This is a genomic window from Streptomyces sp. NPDC006463, assembly GCF_042870715.1.
GTDB lineage: Bacteria > Actinomycetota > Actinomycetes > Streptomycetales > Streptomycetaceae > Streptomyces.
Genome location: NZ_JBIAHP010000001.1, coordinates 503,518 through 523,693, shown reverse-complemented (window position 1 = coordinate 523,693; position 20,176 = coordinate 503,518). Strand labels below are relative to the sequence as shown.

Here is a 20,176-nt window from a genome sequence, read left to right as displayed (position 1 = left end):
ATGGACCGAATGGAACCAGTGGACCTCAACGCCGCCGCCGACACCTGTGCCGCCACCCCGCTCCTGAACTGCCTGCTCCGGGAGGCCGCCGAATCCGCCGAGGAACACGGTGCGGGCGTCCACCGGCTGCGCGGCAGCGGGCGGCTGCTCCGGGTGCGGGGCGGCCGTCGGCCGGTGCGCCCCGAACTGCACATGGCGGACGGCTGGCATCTGCTCAGCCACACCGAGCTGGTCAAACTCACCTCGGACGAACTGGGCCGGTACACCGGGGTCGCGAACGACGAACTCCCGGTCGAGATCACCGACAGCCGGGACGCGGTCGCCGCACTGCTGACCGCCCGCGCCACCGCCGAGCCCCCGGCGGACCCGTACCTGCTCTCCGAGCAGTCCCTGGTCATGGGCCACCCGAACCACCCCGCCCCCAAGGCCCGGGGCGGGGCGCCGGCCGGGAGCTGGCTGCCGTACGCGCCGGAGGCCCACGCCCGCTTCCCGCTGGTTTTCCTGGGGCTGCGAGAGGACCAGGTGGCGGAGGAGGGCGGACCGGCCGCGGCCGTGGCGATCGACTCCCTCGCCGATGCCCTCGACGGGCCGCGCCCGCCCGCCGGTTACCGGCTGCTGCCCGCCCATCCCTGGCAGCTGGACCTGATCGGCTGCCGGCCGACGGTGCGCGAGGCCTTCGCCGACGGGCGGCTGCTGCGGCTGGGCGAGAGCCGTCGGCCGGCCTGGCCGACCGCCTCGATCCGGACCCTCTACGTGCCGGACCGGTCCGCCGACCTCTTCGTGAAGTTCAGCCTCGACGTCCGGATCACCAACGACGTGCGCCGGCTGTGGAGGCACGACCTGCTGAAGCTGCGCCGTACCGACGCGGCGGTCGAGGCCGGCTTCGCCGCGCTGCGCCGGGCCGGGTCGGGAGCGGCCTGGCTCGCCGACCGCGGCTACCGGACCGCCGGCTTCGCATTCGAGGAGCTCGCGGTCCTGGTCCGGGACGGCTTCCGCGACGCGCACGCGCACGCCGCGCCCGGGGCCACCCCGCTGCTTGCCGCCGCGCTCGCCGAGGGCTACGCCGGAAGCCCGCTGGCGGGCACCGCGGACCCGGCCGCCTGGTGGCGGGCCTACCTGCGCCACGTCGTGCCGCCGGTGCTGGAGCTGTTCGCCCGCCACGGGGTCGTGCTGGAGGCGCACCTGCAGAACTCCCTGGTCGCCGTCGACGCGGCGGGCATGCCGGTGCAGGCCCTCTTCCGCGACGCGGAGGGGGTCAAGCTGCTGCCCGACCTGGACCGCGCGGCGGCCTGGCAACGGCTCGTCTACTGCCTGGTGGTCAACCATCTGGCGGAGATCGCGGGGACGCTGTGCGAGCGGCATCCGGACATCTCCGCGCTCGTGTGGCCCGCCGTACGGGAGGAGTTCGTACGCTACGGCGCCACGCGCGGCCTGCCCGAGATCGCACAGCTCCTCGCCGCCCCCGCCCTGCCCGCCAAGACCAACCTGCTGCTGCGCTGGACCCGCGCCGACGGCGCGGACGCCCGCTACCTGCCGCTGCCGAACCCGCTGCGGGGGTGAGGAGAGGGTGGGGAACCGGCCAAGGTGGTGCCCGGACCGCGTCCGCTCTCACGTAGAGGTATAGACCAATGCTACGTTGGGCGGGCAGACAGCGCAGTCCTTGACCACCCGTCAGAGGAGAAGCCATGCCCCCCTCCCCTTCGCGGGGCGGCGGCCCGGCCGCCATGCCCAAGTACCTGCGGATCGCCGCGGCGTTGCGGCACGAGCTCGACCGCATCGCGCACGTCCCCGGCGGCAGACTGCCCTCCGAACGCAGCCTGGCCGCCCGCTACCAGGTCAACCGGCAGACCGTCAGGGCCGCGCTGCGGCACCTGCGCGAGGACGGCCTCGTCGTCACCGGCCGCCGCGGCACCCGGTCCGTCGCCGCGGACGCCGCGGCTGCCGCACCCCTGTCCGCCCCCGTCCCCGCCCCCCTCCTCGCGCAGAGCTGGCTCACGCTGGTGAGCGTGCCGCCCTCGCTCGCCGCGCTGCTCGGCATGAGCGGCGGGGAGCGCACCCTCGTCCTCCACCGGCGCGAACGCGGCCCGGCGGGCGAGGCGCTGCGGCACGCCGTCACGTACCTGAGTGCGGGCGCCGTCGCCCGGAGCCCCGAACTGGTCAGCTACCGCGACCGTCCGGCGGTGGTCCGCGACGAGGACCTGGAGCCGTTGCACCACTGGCTCGACCGGGCCGCGGGGGACGGCCGGGTCGCCGAGACCCTCACCATGACCCGCACCACGCATCCGCCGGCCGCCGCGTCGCAGGCCGGCGGCCTGACCGTGCGCCGCACCCTGCACGACGCCTCCGGCCGGCTGCTGGCCGTCACCGATCTGGCCTTCCCCACCTGGGACCGGCTGACCTTCCACCGCGACCCCGAGCGCCCGTACTCCGTGAAGGGCTCAGAAACGCAGGGCCCATGAGTCGATGTAACCGGTGTTGCCGCTCCGCGTGTCGAACACGCGCAGTCGCCAGACCCCGTTCGCGGTCCGGGCGGACGCGTCGATCGCGATGACCACGGTGTAGTCGGTCTCGATCCACGCCTCCCACTCGTCCTTGACGGGGTATGCCGTGCCGTCCGGGGCGATCACGTCGATCCGCAGGTCCCCGACGTCCGGATGCTTGACGGCGATCTCGACATCGAGGTCCGCGGGGGCCGCGGCGGACACCCCGCTCACGGTCACGGGGGAGTCGACCGTCGTCAGATCGGCAACCGGGAAGTCCGTGGTGTTCGCGAACCGCTCGCCCCGGGGCCGCTGCGGTGAACCGCCCGCGTGGAGGAGCCGGTCGGTGGAGCCCGGGCCCGGGTCGATGACCGATCCGGTGCCGGCGCAGGCGGTGAGGGCCTCGCCGACCTGGGCCGGGGTCGCCGCCGGGTGGGTGGAGAGGTGGAGCGCCGCCACCCCGGTGACGTGCGGGGTGGCCATCGAGGTACCCGACATGGTCATGTACCAGTCGTCGGAGAAGTACGCGGCCGACGAGATGGAGTCCCCGGGGGCGAACAGGTCGATCGCAGGCCCGTGGTTGGAGTAGGAGGCGCGGTGGTCGTAGGCGCCGACCGCCCCTACCGTCAGCGCCTCCCGGACCCGGGCGGGGGAGTGGCCCGAGGCGTCGATGTCCTGGTTGCCGGCGGCCACCGCGTAGGTGATCCCCGAGGCGATGGAGTTGCGGACGGCGGCGTCCAGCACGTCGTCGGGGTCCCCGCCCAGGCTCATGTTCGCCACCGCCGGTTTCGCCGCGTTGCGGGTCACCCAGTCGACGCCGGCCACCACCTGCTCCGTGGTGCCCTGGCCCGTGTAGTCGAGCACCCGGACCGCGACGATCTTGGCCTGTTTGGCGACCCCGTGCGTCGAGCCCGCGACCGTACCGGCGACATGGGTGCCGTGGCCGTGGTCGTCCTCGGAGCTCATGTCGTCGTCGATCGCGTCGTAGCCGTAGGAGGCGCGACCGCCGAAGTCCTCGTGGGTGATGCGGACGCCGGTGTCGATGATGTACGCCGTGACGCCCTGCCCGGCCGAGTCCGGGTAGGTGTAGGCGGTGTCCAGCGGGAGGCGCCGCTGGTCGATCCGGGACAGACCCCAGGAGGGCGGGTCCGGCTGGGTGGCGTCGAGCTTCAGCGTCCGGTTCTGCGCCACCTCGGCGACGGCCGGGTCCGCGGCGAGCCGCCTGGCCTGCCGCTCCGTCAGCTGGGCGGAGTACCCGTTCAGCGCGGCGTCGTACGTGCGGCGGATCTTTCCGCCGGAGCGTTCGACCACGGTCCGGCCCCGCGCGGTACGGGACTTCGCGCGGGCAGGGTCGAGGAGGACGAGGTAACTGCCGGCGACGGCTCCCGGCGCCCCCGCGTAGCGGACGGACCCCTCCGGCGGACCCGCCGCCGAGGCCCCGGTGTCCACCCCGAGCGCGAGCGCGGCGGCCAGCGCCAAGGCGGCGCCGCAGCGCCGCCGTAAATGCGGTCTCGTGTTCATGCGGCCAAGGCTGGGGCCGTCGCGGAGCAGGGCACAAGGGCGCCGGGGGCCGCTGGGGCGGGAGAGCGGGAACGGGACTAGGCGGTCTCCGCCGAGAGGTCCCGGACCGCAGCGATGCCCAGGAGCTCGGTGGCTTCCGCGTCGCTGATGTCAGGGGCCGGCGGCGGAGCGTCGGGGTCCGCGGAGGCGCCGGTCAGCAGGGCGAGCAGGCCGGCCACTTGGACACCCGCCTCGGCCGGGTGGCGGAAGACCGCACCCGGGGAGATGTCGTACCGGTTGCGCCGGCCGTCGCGGACGCGCCGCAGGTACCCGTCCGTCTCCAGGTCGGTGACGATCGTCTGCACGGTCCGTTCGGTCAGTCCGCACACGGCGGCGACGTCCCTGAGCCGCACGGCCGGGTCCCGGGCGATGGTCACCAGAACGCGGGCGTGATTGGTCAGGAATGTCCAGTTTTGTCGCTGAGACATGCTCCCCATGCGGTCATGATGCGATACACGATTCACGTGATGCAAGACGTGAAATGCATTTCAGGTAATTCTTGACGTACGACCAGAAGGGGTCCACCATCTACGGCAGTCAAGGTCCCGCGCCGCAAGCCGACCAGCCCAAGGAGCGAACCCCCATGCCGGTCCCTGCCCCGTCCTCCCATACCGCCACCGCCTCCGCGGCCCTCCCCTCCCCCCGTCGGAGCGCCGAAGCGGCCCGCCTCGCGGGCCTGCCCCGGATCGACGAGCCGCGCGAGGTGGCCCCGGCGGACGCGAGGGAACTGTCGAAGGCCTTCTTCCGGCGCCTGCGCGAACTGACCGAGGGCACCGCGGAGTACCAGTACGTCCGCAACACCCTCATCGAGATGAACGCCTCACTCGTCCAGTACGCCGTACGCCGCTTCCGCAACCGCGGCGACGGTGGTGACATTGACGACATCGTCCAGGTCGGCACCATCGGCCTGATCAAGGCCATCGACCGCTTCGACCCGGCCCGCGAGAACGAGTTCTCCACGCTGGCCATGCCGTACATCACAGGCGAGATCAAGCGGCACTTCCGTGACACCTCCTGGGCCGTCCGCGTCCCGCGCCGGCTCCAGGAGCTGCGCATCGACATCGCGAAGGCGAAGGAAACGCTGACCATCGAGCTCGACCGCTCGCCCACCGTCGCGGATCTCGCCGGCCACCTCGGCCTCTCGGAGGAGGAGGTCATAGAGGGTCTCTTCGCCGCCAACGGCCACACCAGCGGTTCCCTGGACGCCCCGCAGGCCGCGCACTGCGAGTACGGAGGCGGCCATACCGAGGGGCACAGCCTCGCCGACGTCATGGGTGAGGAGGAGCCGGCCATGGAACTGGTCGAGGACATCCAGACCCTGGCACCGCTGCTGGAACAGCTCACCGACCGCGAGCGCCGGATGCTGCGGATGCGCTTCGGCGAGGAGCTGACCCAGGCCCAGATAGGCGCCGCTCTCGGCATCTCGCAGATGCAGGTCTCGCGCCTGCTGACCCGGCTCCTCGAGCACCTGCGTGCCTCGATGCTGAAGGACGAGCCGGAGGGCGCGGGCGCGGGACGCACGTGAGGTAGATCACCTTTGCGTTTGCTCAGGTGAATGCAGGGCACGAGCGCGGCTGGAGCGGAACCGTGCTCTCCGGCACATGTGGCGGAGAGCACGGCGCACGCGGGCGGATCCCGTCCCGCTCCACGGCCCGCGCCGGCCCGTCCGGCGCGCGCCGTACCCGTACGACCCGCGAGGTACATGTGTCCACGCTCCAGGCCGAGCACGTCTACAAGGTGTTCGCAAGACACCCCGACGACCAGGCGGCCGCGGTCCGCGCGCTCGAAGCCGGCACCGGCCGCGACGAGCTGCGCGCCGACGGAACGACGGCCGCGGTGATCGACGCCTCGTTCCGCGTCGAGCCGGGACAGATATTCGTCGTCATGGGTCTGTCGGGATCCGGCAAGTCCACGCTGCTGCGCATGCTCAACGGACTGCTGGAGCCCACCTCGGGACGCATCCTCTTCGACGGCGAGGACCTCACCGCGCTCGGTCCGCGCGAGCTGCGCCGCGTACGCTCCACCAAAATCAGCATGGTGTTCCAGCACTTCGCGCTGTTCCCGCACCGCGACGTCCTGGAGAACGCCGGCTACGGACTGGAGGTCCAGGGCGTCCCCCGGGCCGAGCGCGAGCGCCGGGCCGCCGAGGCCCTGGCGCTGTGCGGGCTCGGCGGCTGGGAGAAGTCCTGGCCCGACGAGCTCTCCGGCGGCATGCAGCAGCGCGTGGGTCTGGCCCGCGCCCTGGCCACCGACGCCGACCTTCTGCTGATGGACGAGTCGTTCAGCGCCCTCGACCCGCTGATCCGCCGCGACATGCAGGACCAGCTCCTCGAACTCCAGCGGCGGCTGAAGAAGACGATCGTCTTCATCACCCACGACCTCAACGAGGCCATGCGCCTGGGCGACGGCATCGCCGTCATGCGCGACGGCCGCATCGTCCAGCAGGGCACCGCCGAGGACATCCTCATCCGTCCCGCCGACGAGTACGTCGCCTCCTTCATCCAGGACGTGGACCGCTCGCGCGTGCTCACGGCCGACGCCGTCATGGACGAGGCGCCCGCCGGGGCGGACGCCTGCGGCTGCCCCACCGTCAGCGCCGACACCGCGCTCGCCGACCTGTGCGCGGTCAGCGCCCGGGTCCCGCACCCGGTCGCCGTCACCGACGAGGACGGCGCCGTCATCGGCTCCGTACCGAAGGACCGCCTCGTCGCCTTCCTCGGTGACGAACAACGGCCCCCGATGGCCTGCGTGGAGGTGGCCGCCTGATGCCCCGTCTGCACCTCGGCGCCTGGGTCGACAGCGGTGTCGACTTCCTCCAGCGCCACCTGTCCTGGCTGTTCGACGCCATCAGCGCGCTCGTCACCGGCCTCTACGACGGCATCGACGCCGTCCTCTCCGCTCCCGCGCCGCTGCTGTTCGCGGGCATCCTCGCGCTCGCCGCCTGGTGGCTGCGCGGGCTCCTCGCCGGGCTGCTGGCCTTCGTCGGCCTCGCGCTCGTCGACTCGGTCGGGCTGTGGTCCGAGGCCATGTCGACGCTGTCGCTGGTCCTGGTCGCCACCCTCGTCACGCTGTTCTTCGCGATCCCGCTCGGCATCTGGGCTTCGCGTTCCGACCGGGTCAGCGCGGCCGCGCGGCCCGTCCTGGACTTCATGCAGACCATGCCGGCCATGGTCTACCTCATCCCTGGCATCATCTTCTTCGGGGTGGGCGTGGTGCCCGGCATCATCGCGACCATCATCTTCTCGCTGCCGCCGGGCGTACGGATGACCGAGCTCGGCATCCGCCAGGTCGACGGGGAGCTGGTCGAGGCGGCCGAAGCCTTCGGCACCACCCCGCGCGACACCCTGGTCCGCGTCCAGCTGCCGCTGGCCCTGCCGACGATCATGGCGGGTGTCAACCAGGTCATCATGCTCGGCCTGTCCATGGTCGTCATCGCCGGCATGGTGGGCGGCGGCGGACTCGGCGGTGCCGTCTACCGGGCCATCGGCAACGTCGACATCGGCCTCGGCTTCGAGGCGGGCGTCTCCATCGTCATCCTCGCCATGTACCTCGACCGGATGACCGGGGCCCTCGGCCGCCAGGTCTCCCCGCTCGGCAGGCGCGCCCTCGCCAAGGCGCGGGCCGCCGCCACCGGCGCGGCCAAGGTGTGGAACCACCGCCCCCAGCCCGCCTACGCCATCACCGGAGCCGTCGTACTCGCGCTCGTCGCGGGCGGGCTCAGCACCTTCGGCGGCTCCCCCGCCGAGGACGGACCGGCCGACGCCGCGAACATCGGCAAGGGCCGCACGGTCTCCCTCGGCTACATCCCCTGGGACGAGGGCATCGCCTCCACCTTCCTGTGGAAGGAACTCCTGGAACGGCGCGGCTTCAAGGTCGAAGCCAGCCAGCTGGAGGCCGGCGCCCTCTACACCGGCCTGGCCGGCGGCCGGCTCGACTTCCAGACGGACGCCTGGCTGCCCGTCACGCACGCCCAGTACTGGGAGAAGTACGGGAGCAAGCTGGAGGACCTCGGTTCCTGGTACGGCTCCACCTCGCTGGAGCTGTCCGTGCCCTCGTACGTGAAGGACGTGCGCTCGCTCGCCGACCTCAAGGGCAAGTCCGGGCAGTTCAAGGGCCGGATCATCGGGATCGAGCCGAGCGCCGGCGCCATGTCGATCCTGAAGGACAAGGTCCTGGGGGAGTACGGGCTGGAGGGCGAGTACCAGGTCGTCGACGGCTCCACCCCCGGCATGCTCGCCGAGCTCAAGCGGGCCTACGACAAGAAGGAGCCCGTCGTGACCGTGCTGTGGTCCCCGCACTGGGCGTACTCCTCGTACGAGCTGACCAAGCTGGAGGACCCGAAGGGCGTCTGGGGCAAGGGCGACGGCATCCACACCCTGGCCCGCGAGGGCTTCGCCGCCGACGAGCCCGACGTGGCGCGCTGGCTGCGGTCCTTCAAGCTCACCGAGGAGCAACTGACCGGCCTGGAGGCGAAGATCCAGGACACCGGGAAGGGCAAGGAGCAGCAGGCGGTCCGCGCCTGGCTGGCCGAGCACCCCGAGGTCGACAAGCTGCCCTGACCCCGCGGCCCACCGGCGCGGGCGGGGAGCCGTCGGGCGCGGGACCCTACGAGGTTCCGCGCCCGCCGGTGCACCCGGCCGGGCGGCATCGGGCGTGGTGGCGGCCTGCGGCGGGTGCGGTTGATCACCAAGTGCCCGCAAGTGGACCGGAATCCCCCTGCCGACCGTACCTCTGACCAGCCGGAACTCTGGACGATCCGCCCGTGCGGCCGAGGGCTGCTCCATGGCACAGTGCGGACAGGCCAACCGCACGACCAGGGAGCGTCCATGCGCGATCAGCAGCACTCCACGCCGCTCGCGGCCGCACGAGGGTGTCGCGCGGAGCCTGCCCCGCTGCCCTGCTGTCCGGTGTGCGCGGGGATGCCCGAACGCATCTCCTGGCGACAGCGGCCGGGTCAGCCGGTGGTATTGGCCTTCGACCCCTGCGGTCACCGGTGGACCTCACCGGCCCCGCCGGTGCTGGCCGTCACACCGTGAGGAAGGCGGCGATGCGCTCGGCGAAGGCCTCCTCACCGACGATCTCGATGCCGGCCTCCTCGGCCTTGGCCACCTTGCCACCCGCCTTCTCGCCCGCCACCAGCAGGGTCGTCCGGCCGGATATGCCGCTCGCCGACTTCCCGCCCGCCCGCTCGATCAGCTCCCGCACCTTGTCGCGGGTGTCGTACGCCGCCAGCGCGCCCGCCATCCGGCCGGTGACCACCACGGTCTGACCGGCCAGTGGCCCCGGCCCGGTCCCGGCCCCGTCGCCGTCCCCGACGGCGGCGGGTACGGCCTGCGGCTCCGTGAGGTTGACCCCGGCGGCCGCGAGCTTGTCGATGACCGGCCCGAGCTCCGCGACCTGCGCGACGATGGCGGCCGCCTTCGTGTCGCCGACCAGCTCCACCTCCGTCATCGCAGCCGCGTCCGCGGCCCGGACGGCCTCCATCGTCCCGAAGTGCCGGGCGATCCGCCGGGACATGCCCCGCCCCGTGCCGACGATGCCGAGCGCGCAGAACACCCGGGACAGCGGCCTGCCCTTCGCCGCCTCGATCTGCTCGACCAGCTTCGCCGCCCGCTTCTCGCTCCCGGCGGCCTGGGTGAGGCGCGGCTCGTCGAGGGTGAACAGGTCCGCCACGTCCCGGACGTGACCGGCCTCGACGAGCGCGCGTACGTACCTCTCGCCCAGGCCGTCGATGTCGAGCTGGTCCCGCCCGGCGGCGTACAGGATCGCGGCGATCCGCCCGCAGTCGGCGGGCTGCGCGCAGCGCCACCGCTCCTGGGACCGATCGATCTCCCCGCCGCAGCCCGGGCACACGGCCGGCGGCTCGATCGGCCGCTCCGCCCCGGTGCGCAGCTCGACCACCGGAGCCTCGACGCGCGGGATGACGTCCCCCGCCTTGTACACGGTCACGGTGTCGCCGAGGCGCAGCCCGCGGCGCTCGATGTCGGCGGGGTTGTGGAGCGTGGCGTGCCTGACCACCGAGCCGTCTATCTCCACCGGTTCGAGGACCGCGGTGGGCGCGAGCACCCCCGTGCGCCCCACCGACCAGGTCACATCGAGCAGCCGGGTGCGCCGCTCCACGGCCGGCAGTTTGTACGCGGTCGCCCAGTGCGGGTGGCGTGATCCGGTGCCCGCCGCGGCCTGTTCGGCCAGGGCGTCCAACTTGACCACCACCCCGTCTATCCCGAAGGGCAGCCCGGCGCGGAGCGCGGCGATACGGTCGACCTGCTCCTGCACCTCGGCGAGCGTGGCCACCACCGTCAGACCGGCGGGAGTGGCCGCCGCGGTCTGGACGCCCTCCCGGGCGACATGCGCCATGACCTCGGAGTGGCTGGCGCCCGGAAGGGCGCTGCCGCCGTCGAGTTCGACAGCGCCGAAGGCCCAGAAGGTCATCTCCACGGTGTACGGGCGCCCCTTGGCGCGCAGCGTGCCTGCCGCGCCGTTGCGGGGATTGGAGAACGGGCCGGCCCCGTGCTCGGCACGTATCGCGTTCGCCCGCTCGAACTGCTCGGTCGTCAGCAGGACTTCGCCGCGCACCTCGAAGGAGGCGTCCGTGGCCAGCTCCCGGGGCAGCCCGGCGATCGTGCCGATCGCGTGCGAGACGTCCTCGCCGCCGGTGCCGTTGCCCCGGGTGACGAGCTGGACCAGCCGGCCCCCGCGGTACCGCGCGGCCAACGAGGCCCCGTCCAGCTTCGGTTCGACCGCGTACCCGCCCATGACCGGGGCCCCGAGCCGCCGGAGCACCGAGGCCTCCCAGTCGAGCAGGTCCTGCGGGCTGAACACGTTGCCCAGCGAGAGCATCGCGGCGGTGTGCGCCACGTCCCCGGCAGGTACGGCCCCGCCCGCCACCTTCCCCGTCGGCGAGGCGGGGTCGGCGTGTTCCGGATAGCGCTCCTCGTAGGCCTTTATCAGGCCGAGGAGGAGGTCGAACGAGGCGTCGTCCAGGGCGGATTCCCCGGAGCCGTAGTACGCGGCCGAGGCCCTCAGGGCGGCGCCGATCGCGTCGGCGTACTCGTCGCGGTCGGCCAGGGCGGGAGCGGTGGTCGTCGTCATGTCCTGATCTTCGCGCGGGGGTCTGACAACGGCCGCTGCGACGGCTGGTGCGAAGACGCGGTAGTGCGAGGACGCGATGGTGCGATGATGCGATGTGCGCAAAGATGCTTGATGGGGTACGACTTCGAGCATGTTCCTTCAGGAATTCCCGGCGGAGCGCTATCTTGCCAGGTGCATGCCAAAGAGGTGTGTCCGCGAATCCGGACCGCACGAGGAGCTGCCCCATGAGACTGCCAGGCAACCGCAGGACCCCAGGGCGCGAGGGCCGCCCGGCCCGCACTCCCCGGCGGCGGCGCACCCCCGCCGCCCTGCTCGCCGCCGCCCTCGCCGCCGGTGGCCTGGCCGCCGCCGGACCGGCCGCCCCACCCGCCGCCGCGTCCCCCGCCGCGCCCGCGGCCACGGCGGGCAGCGTCACCGGCTTCAGCCAGGCCGGGAACACCTTCACGGTCACCGCCTCCAGCGGAGCCAAAGCCCGGGTGGTCGTCGCCCGCGCCGACATCTTCCGGCTCTGGCTCTCGCCCGACGGCGCCTTCACCAACGACCCCGCCAGCAGCGACCTCGCCCCCACCACCGACTTCGGCTCCGTCACGGCGAACTGGGCCGACGCGGGCACCTACTACCGGATCACCACCGCAGCCCTGTCCATCCGGGTCAACAAGTCGCCCCTCCGGTTCTCCGTCTACCGGGCCGACGACACCACCCCTGTCTGGCAGGAGACCCAGCCCACCAGCTGGACCGGCAGCCAGACCACCCAGTACCTGGCCCGGGGCGCGGACGAGCAGTTCTACGGCACCGGCCTGCGCCTGGGCGAATGGGCGCTGCGCGGCAAGACCGTCCCCGTCGCGGTCGACAACAAGTGGCGCGAGAACACCAACGCCAGTCCCGCCCCCTTCTACATGTCGACCAACGGGTACGGCGTCATGCGCAACACGTGGGCCCCGGGTTCCTACGCCTTCGGCTCCCCCACCGCCCTGACGCACGACGAGAAGCGCTTCGACGCCTGGTACTTCACCGGTGACTCCCTCAAATCGGTGCTCGACGCGTACACCGACGTCAGCGGCAAGCCGTTCATGGCCCCGATGTGGGGCTTCGAGCTGGGCAATGCCGACTGTTTCAACGCCTCCAACCCCGACTACCAGGGTGACCACAACCGCGCGCGCCACCAGACCACCCCCGACGTCGCCGGGTACGCGGCCGACGCGCGCGCCGCCGACATGCCCTCGGGCTGGTTCCTGCCCAACGACGGCTACGGCTGCGGCTACACCGCGCCCCTCAAGTCGACGGTGGACGCGCTGAAGGCCAAGGGCTTCCAGACCGGTCTGTGGACCTCCACCGGCCTCGGCTCCATCGCCGACGAGGTGGGCACGGCCGGGAGCCGCGGTGTGAAGACGGACGTGGCCTGGATCGGCAGCGGCTACAAGTACGCCTTCAGCGGAGTGCAGCAGGCCGTCGACGGCATCGAGAAGAACTCCGACGCCCGGCGCTACGTCTGGACCGTCGACGGCTGGGCCGGTACCCAGCGCAACGCCGTCGTGTGGACCGGCGACACCTACGGCACCTGGGACGACATGCGCTGGCACGTCCCCGCCATCGCCGGCGCGGGCCTGTCCGGCATCAACTACGCCTCCGGCGACGTCGACGGCATCTTCGGCGGCAGCCCCAAGACGTACACCCGGGACCTCCAGTGGAAGGCCTTCACCCCCGCCTTCATGACCATGTCCGGCTGGGGGGCGGTCAACCCGGCCGCCGGCTACCAGGACAAGCAGCCCTGGCGCTTCGCCGAGCCGTACCTCTCCATCAACCGCAAGTACCTCCAGCTCAAGATGCGGCTGATGCCGTACCTCTACACGATGAGCAAGACCGCCAACGAGACCGGCGTACCCAGCACCCGTGCGATGGTCCTCGAATACCCCGACGACCCGGTGACCCGCGGGAACCTCACCAGCGGCCAGTTCATGGCCGGGGACTCCCTCCTGGTCGCACCCGTCGTCTCCGACACCGACGTCCGGGACGGGATCTACCTCCCCGCCGGCACCTGGACGGACTACTGGACGGGCCGTACGTACGCGGGTCCGGGCTGGCTGAACGGCTACCGGGCCCCGCTCGACACGCTGCCCCTCTTCGTCAAGGGCGGCGCGATCGTGCCGATGTGGCCGCAGATGAACTACACCGGTGAGAAGCCGGTCTCCACCCTCACCTACGACATCCACCCGCGCGGCAACTCCTCCTTCAGCCTCTACGAGGACGACGGCCGCACCCGCGCCTACCAGTCCGGGGCCTACGCCCGCCAGCAGGTGGACGTCACCGCCCCGGCGGCGGGATCCGGCACCGTCACCGTCTCCGTCGGGGCCCCCACCGGCAGCTACACCGGCAAACCGGCCTCCCGCGGCTACGAGTTCACCCTCCACGTGGCCTCCGAGCCCACCGGTCTCACCGCCGACGGAGCCGCACTGGCGCGTCTGACCTCCAAGTCCGCCTATGACGCGGCCGCGTCCGGCTGGTTCTTCGACCCCTCCGACCGCTCCGGTGTCCTGTGGGTCAAGACGGGTACGAAGGCTGGCGCGTTCAGCGTCTCGGCCACCGGCACCAGCATCCCGCCGGCCGGCGCCCTGCCCGCCTCCGCCCCCATCGCCCAGTCGGGCTGGTCCCTGGTCTCGGCGGACAGCCAGGAGATCAGCGCCGAGAACGGGGCCGCCACCAACGCCTTCGACGGGAACCCGGCCACCCTGTGGCACACCGCGTGGTCGTCCGCGAAGCCCGCCCCGCTCCCGCACGAGATCCAGATCGACCTCGGGGCCCGCTACGCGGTGGACGGCCTCGGCTACCTTCCCCGCCAGGACGGCGGGGTCAACGGCCGCATCGGCGCGTACGAGGTCTACGTCTCCGACACCACCGCCGACTGGGGCTCACCCGTGGCGAGCGGCACCTTCGCCGACACCGCCGCGGCCAAGACCGCCGCCCTGTCCGTGAAGAGCGGCCGCTACCTGCGCCTGAAGGCACTCACCGAGGCCGGCGCCCGCGGCCCGTGGACCAGCGCCGCCGAGATCACCCTCACCGGCCGCCCGGCCCCGTTCCCGGCCGACGCCACCCTCGTCAACGCCGCCTCCGCGAGCTGCGTGGACCTGCCGCACAGCGCCACCACTCCGGGCACCGAACCCACCCTCTACACCTGCCACGGCGGCCCCAACCAACGCTGGACCCTCCAGCCCGACGGCCGCCTCACCGGCCTCGGAGGCGTCTGCCTGGACGCCGCGAACGCCTCACGCGTGAGCATCCGGACCTGCGACGGCAGCGCCGGCCAGTCCTGGCAGGCGGGTCCCCAGAGCAGCCTGCGCAACGCCGGCCAATGCCTCACCCCGGCCGGTTCCGCCACCGCCAACGGCACCGTCCTCACCCGCGCCGCCTGCGACAACACCCCGGCCCAGCGCTGGACCTTCACTCCCTGACCGCTCACCCGCCGAGCACGGCCTGGCACTCCCGCCAGGCCGGCTCGCTCAGCAGACCCCGGAACCGGCCGAAGAGGGAGAGCAGTTCGCCGCCCCGTGCCTCCCGGAAGGCGGGGTCGGTCCGCGCGAGATCGAGCTCGTTGGCGGCGGACAGCTCGGCGAAGTCCCGGCGCAACCGTGGGGCGGGGGAGTGGGCGAGGCCGGTGAACCGGTCCCGTACGGCGGCCTTCTCCTCGCCGAGCACCGGATAGGACACCGCCCGGTCGAAAGAGGCGTAGAAGTACACGATGGCCTCCGCCTCGGCGCCGATGACCGCGGCCAGTTCGGCCCGCCGGGTGACCGGCAGCAGGGCGGTGGCGAAGCCGTCCGTTCCGTAGAACGCGTGGCACAGGCCGGCCTGTTGGAGCGCGGGCCGCGCTCCCCAGGCGGCGAGCAGCTCCCGTACCCGTCCCAGGTGGGCCAGGAGGGTTCCGCCGGGATGCGCGACGCGCTCGGCGCCGAGCTCCCGCAGCCATGCGACGGCTTCGTCCGGCACGGGGCACGTCCCTTCGGGGGGTGGTGGTGGGTCGGCACCCGTCCCCGCCGTCGCCTGGGGTCCGGACCGTGGCGACGGCGGGGACGGGTTGCCGCCCGGGCCCTGCACCGATCGTGATCCAACTCAAGACCCAAGTCAATCCACCGATTTGCTCCCCACATCCAAGCGATACCTTGGATCTCATGACCCTCGACGATCTCCGCGTGTTCGTGGCCGTGTGCCGCGCCGGCAGCCTCAGCGCCGTCGCCCGCGACCTCGGCCGCACCCAGTCGGCCGTCAGCCAGCACGTCCGCCGCCTGGAGAAGCAGACCGGCGCGAGCCTCCTGGAGCGCCACGCCCGCGGGGTCGTGCCCACCGAGGCCGGCCGCATCCTCCAGGCGGCCGCCGCCGACGGCATCTCCGGCCTCGACGGCGCCCTGCGCCGCCTGGACGACCTCGTACGGGGAGGAGGCGGCTCGGTGCGCGTCACCACCGGCGCGACCACCGTGCGGCACTTCATGTCCGAGGCGGTCGTCACCTTCCGCCGCCGCCACCCCGAAGTGAGCCTGGAGTTCCAGACGGAGAACTCCAGCCGCAGCTGCTTCGACGCCCTCGCCGCCGACGACCTCGACCTCGCCTGGATCACCATCGGCGCCCCGGTCCGCGGCATCGAGCAGCGTCCCGTCATGGCACTGCCCTGGGTGCTCGCGGTCGGCGCCGACGACCCCCTCGCCGCCCGCGCCCGGATCGACCCCGCCGACCTCGCCGGAATCCGCCACATCCGGCTGCCGGAGAACTCCGCCTCCCGCGCGCACCTGGACGCCGCCTTCGCGGAATCCGGCATCCGGGTGCGCTCGGACACCAGCGTCGCCGACTGGGACACCGCCCTGCTGCTCGCCGAACTAGGCCTGGGCCACGCCGTCGTACCCGCGCTGCCCGGCTGGCGGGTTCCCGGCACCGACGGACCGCTGCGCCTGGTCCCCGTCCCCGGCCTGGCGCCCCTCAAGGTCGGCTGGGCGGTCCGCCGCTGGGCCGCCCTCGCCCCGCTGGCCCGCGGCTTCGCGGACGAGGTCGCCCGCAGCTGTACGGCCCGCGCCGCGGCCGGGCAGCAGTGAGGCCGGCAGCAGCCCTGCGGCGGCCAGCAGGGCCAGGGCCGTCGGCGAGGAGTCCGTCACCCCCGCGCCCGCGGCGACGGCGATCCCGAGGGCCGGGCCGATGTTCACGGCCGTCTGCTTGAGCCCGCCGACCACACCCGCGTACCCGGCCGGGGCCTCCCCGACCACGGTCCCGGTGGCGGTGACCATTACGGTGGTGAACCCGGCGCCGAGCAGCGCGAAGCCGAGCGCCGAGGCGGGCGCGGCGCCGAGCACCGCGATGCCGAGCACGACCAGCGCAGTGCCGGTCAGCGCGGTGGGCCGCGGCCCGTACCGGCGCGACGCCAGGCCCGCCACCGGCGCCCCCGCGACCATCAGCGCGGTCAGCGGCAGCACCCGCAGCCCGGTGGCGAGGGGGTCCAGCCCCTCAACGTCCTGGAGCCGGAACGTCGCCGTGAACAGTGCGCCGAACAGCCCGGCGGAGACGGCGAGCAGCAGCGCCATCGAGGCTGCCACCGGCCGCGACCGGGCCACGGCGGGCGGTACGAGGGGCAGCGCGGCGCGCCGCTCGCGGCGCAGGAACAGGACCCCGAGCACTGCGGAGCCGCCGAACCCGAGCAGCGTCGGCGTACCGGCCCAGCCGTGCGCGGGCACACCGACCAGCGCGTGCACGAAGACGGCGAGAGCCGCCGCCAGCAGGGCCGCGCCGGTGAGTTCGAGCCGCCCGGGCTCCGCGCGCGGCGGCGCCGGCGCCCGTACGGCGAGCGTCAGCACGGCGATGGCCAGCGCGAGCGGCACGTTGACCGCGAACACGGCCCGCCACCCCCACTGCGCGACCAGTGCACCCCCGAGCAGCGGACCGGCCGCCGCGGCGAGCCCGATCGCGCCGGTCCGCACCGCGATCGGCGTGGCCAGCCGGTCGGGCGGGTACGCGAGCCGCAGCAGCGCCAGCGTCGCGGGCTGGAGCAGCGCCCCGAACACGCCCTGCACGGCGCGCAGTGCGATCACCCAGCCCACGCCGGGCGCGAAGGCGATGCCCGCCGAGGCCGCGGCGAATCCGAGGACTCCGGTGAGCAGCAGCCGCTGGTGCCCGTACCGGTCGCCGAGCCGCCCGGCGACGACCAGGAAGGCGGCCACGGCCAGCAGATAGGCCGTGCTGGTCCACTGGACCTCGGCCACGCCCGCCCCGAGACCACGCCGCAGGCTCGGCTGCGCCACCGTCAGCACCGTGCCGTCCAGGGCGACGATCACGGCCCCCGAGACGCTGACGGCCAGCGCCAGGCGCCGCCTCACGAGGACTCCGGAGCCGGACGGAGGTGCGCGTCGAGGGCGGCGTCGACGATCCGGTCCACCGTCGCGGCGGGCAGGACGAGCGGCAGGCTGCCCCACGCCCACAGCTGCGCCACACCGTGCAGGTTGGCCCACAGTGCGGCGGCGGTGACCTCGGGGTCGTCCGCCCCGCACCGGGAGACCAGGGTGGTGAGCAGCTCGAACAGCGGCAGCGTCGTTTCCCGCAGTCGTGGTCCGCCCGCGGGCTCCTGGCCGGTGCTGTCCAGCAGCTCGTGCCGGAACATCAGCTCGAACATGCCGCGGTGCTCCAGCGCGTAGCCCACGTACGCGCCCCCCAGAGCACGCACCCGCTCGCGCGGCGACGCGGCCCCGGCGCTCGCGGCCGCGAACCGGGCGCCGAGGTCGGCGAACCCGCGCCGGGCGATGGCCGACAGCAGCGCCTGGTGGGTGGGGAAATACCGGCGCGGCGCCCCGTGGGAGACCCCGGCCCGGCGGGCGATCTCGCGGAGCCCCAGCGCGGAACCCCCTTCGGTCAGTACGAGGTCCACGCCGACGTCGATCAACCGCTCGCGGAGCGGGCCCTCCTGGCTCTGTGTCATAGACACTGTCTACCAAGGTTGGTAGACAGTGTCTACTCGCCGTCGGCGGAGAGTCAGGAACTGCGGCGTCCGGGCGTTGGCCTCCGGGACGCCGCACTGCGGCCGAGTGGCCCCCGCCAGGGCCGCTTTCGTGTGACACCGCCGCTCGGCGTCGGGCGCGGCCCCGTCGGCGTATCCGACCATCTCAGGCGGCCGGTCATGACGATTTCGAGATCCCGTCCGGTCACGATCAGCCGGGGCGCCCAGGCGTCGCGGCTCCGGTCCGCCGCTGGGAGATCACGTGCACGTCCTGCTCGTCGCGAGCGCGTTCAACAGCCTCACCCAGCGGGTCCACGCCGAGCTGCGGGACCGCGGCCACAGCGTGGCCGTCGAACTCGCCCTGCCCGACGTCCCGCTCGCCGACGCCGTCCGCCGCCACCGGCCCGACCTCGTCCTCGCGCCGATGCTGCGCACCGCCATCCCCGAGGAGGTGTGGGCCGCGCACACCTGCCTGATCGTCCACCCCGGACCGGTCGGCGACCGCGGCCCCTCCTCGCTCGACTGGGCCATCCACGAACAGGTGACCCGATGGGGCGTCACCGTCCTGCAGGCCGAGGCGGAGCTGGACGCCGGCGCCGTCTGGGCCCACGTCGAATGCCCCGTACCGCCGGTGGGCAAGAGCGACCTCTACCGCGGTGAGATCGCCGACGCGGCGCTGGAGGCCGTACACCTCGCCGTCGACCGCTTCGCCTCCGGCACCTACACCCCCACACCGCAGGCCGCCGGACATCCGCGCCCCGCCCTGCGCCAGGAGCACCGCCGGATCGACTGGGAGGCGGACTCCACCGAGCGCGTCCTGCGCGCCCTGCGCGCCGCCGACTCACAGCCCGGCGTACGGGACGAACTGCTCGGCGCCGAGTGGTTCCTGCACGGCGGCCACGCCGAGGACCGCCTGCGCGGCCGCCCCGGGGAACTGCTGGCCACCCGGGCGGGCGCGATCTGCCGGGCCACCGCCGACGGCGCCGTCTGGATCCCCGAACTCCGGGCCCCGCGCGCCCCGGGCGGACCCGCCGCCCCCAAACTGCCCGCCACCGTGGCGCTCGCCGACCGGCTGCCGGCGCTGCGGGAACACCCCGCCCCGCTCCACACCGACCCGCGCCGGCGCACCTGGTCCGACATCGGCTACCGGGAAGAGGGCCAGACCGGCTTCCTGACCTTCTCCTTCCCCGGCGGCGCCATGAGCACCGCCCACTGCCGGCGCCTGCTGAACGCCTACCGGATCGCCTGCACCCGCCCCACCACCGTCCTCGTCCTCAGCGGCGGACGGGACTTCTTCTCCAACGGCATCCACCTCGGCGTCATCGAGGCGGCCGCCGACCCGGCCGAGGAGTCCTGGGCCAACATCAACGCCATGGACGACCTGGTCGAGGCCGTGCTCACCACCACCGACCGGCTCGTCGTCTGCGCCCTCGGCGGCAACGCGGCCGCCGGAGGCGCCGTCCTCGCCCTCGCCGCCGACGAGGTCTGGTGCCGCTCCGGCGTGGTGCTCAACCCGCACTACCGCCTGATGGGGCTGCCCGGCTCCGAGTACTGGACCTACACCCTGCCGCGCCGCGTCGGCACCGGCGTCGCGGACCGCCTCACCTCCGAGGCCCTGCCGCTGAGCGCCGAGGCCGCGCACCGGCTCGGGCTGGTCGACCGTACGGTCCGGTGCACGCCCCAGGCTTTCGCCGCGGAGACGGCGCGGCTCGCGGCCCGTCTGGCCGCCCTGCCCGCGACCGCCTCCCGGATCGCCGGGAAGAAGGCGCACCGCGACCGTGACGAGGCCGAGAAGCCCCTGGCCGCCTACCGGGAGGCCGAGCTGGCCCTGATGCGGGAGACCTTCTTCGACCCGGACGCCCCCTACCACGCCCTGCGCCGCGCCTTCGTACGCAAGGAGCAGGCGACCGCGACACCGCCCCATCTGTGCCGCCCCGCGGCGGGGCGGCACACCACCCCGCTGCCCTCCCGGCAGCGCCCTTTCACTGGACTGGCCGCACAAGACGCGGCACCTGGAGCCGTCGGCTGTTAGCAAGAAAGACGAGGCCGCAAACGCCGCCTCGCCCCGTAGACCGCCCCGAGC

Annotated in this window: 13 protein-coding genes and 1 pseudogene; 8 read left to right on the top strand and 6 right to left on the bottom strand. The window is 73.4% G+C overall.

All coding sequences use genetic code 11. From position 1 onward, the window contains the following. Both ACFYOB_RS02545 and ACFYOB_RS02540 read left to right on the top strand, forming a co-directional pair. The gene (locus ACFYOB_RS02545) at positions 1-1,560 is read left to right on the top strand and encodes an IucA/IucC family protein (RefSeq protein ID WP_388553387.1); all 1,560 of its coding nucleotides are present in this window, start codon (positions 1-3) and stop codon (positions 1,558-1,560) included. A 125-nt stretch (positions 1,561-1,685) separates the two neighbouring features. Further along, positions 1,686-2,459 (top strand): GntR family transcriptional regulator, encoded by a 774-nt coding sequence (locus tag ACFYOB_RS02540; protein WP_388553385.1) that lies wholly within the window; start codon positions 1,686-1,688, stop codon positions 2,457-2,459. Here ACFYOB_RS02540 and ACFYOB_RS02535 read toward each other — a convergent pair. Next, entirely contained in the window at positions 2,439-4,001 is a 1,563-nt protein-coding gene (locus ACFYOB_RS02535) for a S8 family serine peptidase (protein WP_388553383.1), read from the bottom strand. The genes ACFYOB_RS02540 and ACFYOB_RS02535 overlap by 21 nt on opposite strands. A gap of 77 nt (positions 4,002-4,078) precedes the next feature. Next, on the bottom strand, positions 4,079-4,468 hold the full coding sequence (locus ACFYOB_RS02530; RefSeq protein WP_388553381.1) for a MarR family transcriptional regulator: 390 nt from the start codon (positions 4,466-4,468) through the stop codon (positions 4,079-4,081). A gap of 155 nt (positions 4,469-4,623) precedes the next feature. Between ACFYOB_RS02530 and ACFYOB_RS02525 the strand changes: the two genes are divergently transcribed. From ACFYOB_RS02525 to ACFYOB_RS02515, 3 genes are all read left to right on the top strand, one after another. After that, positions 4,624-5,565 carry a SigB/SigF/SigG family RNA polymerase sigma factor gene (locus tag ACFYOB_RS02525; protein WP_388553379.1) on the top strand — a complete coding sequence of 314 codons (942 nt, stop codon included), beginning with the start codon at positions 4,624-4,626 and terminating at the stop codon, positions 5,563-5,565. 179 nt (positions 5,566-5,744) lie between these two features. Then, entirely contained in the window at positions 5,745-6,806 is a 1,062-nt protein-coding gene (locus tag ACFYOB_RS02520) for a glycine betaine/L-proline ABC transporter ATP-binding protein (RefSeq protein ID WP_388554024.1), read from the top strand. Further along, positions 6,806-8,599, top strand: coding sequence for an ABC transporter permease/substrate binding protein (locus tag ACFYOB_RS02515; RefSeq protein WP_388553377.1), 1,794 nt, complete (start codon positions 6,806-6,808; stop codon positions 8,597-8,599). The genes ACFYOB_RS02520 and ACFYOB_RS02515 overlap by 1 nt, the downstream gene beginning before the upstream one ends. A 466-nt stretch (positions 8,600-9,065) precedes the next feature. On the opposite strand, the gene ligA is transcribed toward ACFYOB_RS02515, so the two are convergent. Continuing rightward, positions 9,066-11,132, bottom strand: a complete 2,067-nt coding sequence (gene ligA, locus ACFYOB_RS02510) for an NAD-dependent DNA ligase LigA (protein WP_388553375.1) — start codon at positions 11,130-11,132, stop codon at positions 9,066-9,068. A gap of 224 nt (positions 11,133-11,356) precedes the next feature. On the opposite strand from ligA, the gene ACFYOB_RS02505 reads away from it, so the two are divergent. Beyond that, the gene (locus ACFYOB_RS02505) at positions 11,357-14,578 is read left to right on the top strand and encodes a TIM-barrel domain-containing protein (protein WP_388553373.1); all 3,222 of its coding nucleotides are present in this window, start codon (positions 11,357-11,359) and stop codon (positions 14,576-14,578) included. Positions 14,579-14,582: 4 nt separating this feature from the next. On the opposite strand, the gene ACFYOB_RS02500 is transcribed toward ACFYOB_RS02505, so the two are convergent. Further along, on the bottom strand, positions 14,583-15,113 hold the full coding sequence (locus tag ACFYOB_RS02500; RefSeq protein ID WP_388553371.1) for a DUF6817 domain-containing protein: 531 nt from the start codon (positions 15,111-15,113) through the stop codon (positions 14,583-14,585). Between the two features lie 182 nt (positions 15,114-15,295). On the opposite strand from ACFYOB_RS02500, the gene ACFYOB_RS02495 reads away from it, so the two are divergent. Beyond that, complete coding sequence (locus ACFYOB_RS02495) at positions 15,296-16,207, top strand: LysR substrate-binding domain-containing protein (protein ID WP_388553369.1); 912 nt, start codon at positions 15,296-15,298, stop codon at positions 16,205-16,207. Here the strand turns inward: ACFYOB_RS02495 and ACFYOB_RS02490 are convergent. Together ACFYOB_RS02490 and ACFYOB_RS02485 are read right to left on the bottom strand one after the other, a co-directional pair. Continuing rightward, positions 16,169-17,479, bottom strand: a pseudogene (locus tag ACFYOB_RS02490) (MFS transporter); the annotation flags it as partial. The gene ACFYOB_RS02495 and the pseudogene ACFYOB_RS02490 overlap by 39 nt on opposite strands. Further along, positions 17,476-18,075, bottom strand: a complete 600-nt coding sequence (locus tag ACFYOB_RS02485) for a TetR/AcrR family transcriptional regulator (RefSeq protein ID WP_388553367.1) — start codon at positions 18,073-18,075, stop codon at positions 17,476-17,478. The pseudogene ACFYOB_RS02490 and the gene ACFYOB_RS02485, both read right to left, overlap by 4 nt. A 280-nt stretch (positions 18,076-18,355) precedes the next feature. Between ACFYOB_RS02485 and ACFYOB_RS02480 the strand changes: the two genes are divergently transcribed. Then, complete coding sequence (locus ACFYOB_RS02480) at positions 18,356-20,125, top strand: hydrogenase maturation protein (RefSeq protein WP_388553365.1); 1,770 nt, start codon at positions 18,356-18,358, stop codon at positions 20,123-20,125. Positions 20,126-20,176: the final 51 nt, after the last annotated feature.

Excerpts from the sequence above, each read along its gene's own strand:
- ACFYOB_RS02515 (WP_388553377.1), top strand. The coding sequence starts at position 6,806 with ATGCCCCGTCTGCACCTCGGCGCCTGGGTCGACAGCGGTGTCGACTTC.
- ACFYOB_RS02495 (WP_388553369.1), top strand. The coding sequence starts at position 15,296 with ATGACCCTCGACGATCTCCGCGTGTTCGTGGCCGTGTGCCGCGCCGGC.
- ACFYOB_RS02535 (WP_388553383.1), bottom strand. The coding sequence starts at position 4,001 with ATGAACACGAGACCGCATTTACGGCGGCGCTGCGGCGCCGCCTTGGCG.
- ACFYOB_RS02540 (WP_388553385.1), top strand. The coding sequence starts at position 1,686 with ATGCCCCCCTCCCCTTCGCGGGGCGGCGGCCCGGCCGCCATGCCCAAG.
- ACFYOB_RS02505 (WP_388553373.1), top strand. The coding sequence starts at position 11,357 with ATGAGACTGCCAGGCAACCGCAGGACCCCAGGGCGCGAGGGCCGCCCG.
- ACFYOB_RS02545 (WP_388553387.1), top strand. The coding sequence starts at position 1 with ATGGACCGAATGGAACCAGTGGACCTCAACGCCGCCGCCGACACCTGT.
- ACFYOB_RS02485 (WP_388553367.1), bottom strand. The coding sequence starts at position 18,075 with ATGACACAGAGCCAGGAGGGCCCGCTCCGCGAGCGGTTGATCGACGTC.
- ACFYOB_RS02530 (WP_388553381.1), bottom strand. The coding sequence starts at position 4,468 with ATGTCTCAGCGACAAAACTGGACATTCCTGACCAATCACGCCCGCGTT.
- ACFYOB_RS02525 (WP_388553379.1), top strand. The coding sequence starts at position 4,624 with ATGCCGGTCCCTGCCCCGTCCTCCCATACCGCCACCGCCTCCGCGGCC.
- ligA (WP_388553375.1), bottom strand. The coding sequence starts at position 11,132 with ATGACGACGACCACCGCTCCCGCCCTGGCCGACCGCGACGAGTACGCC.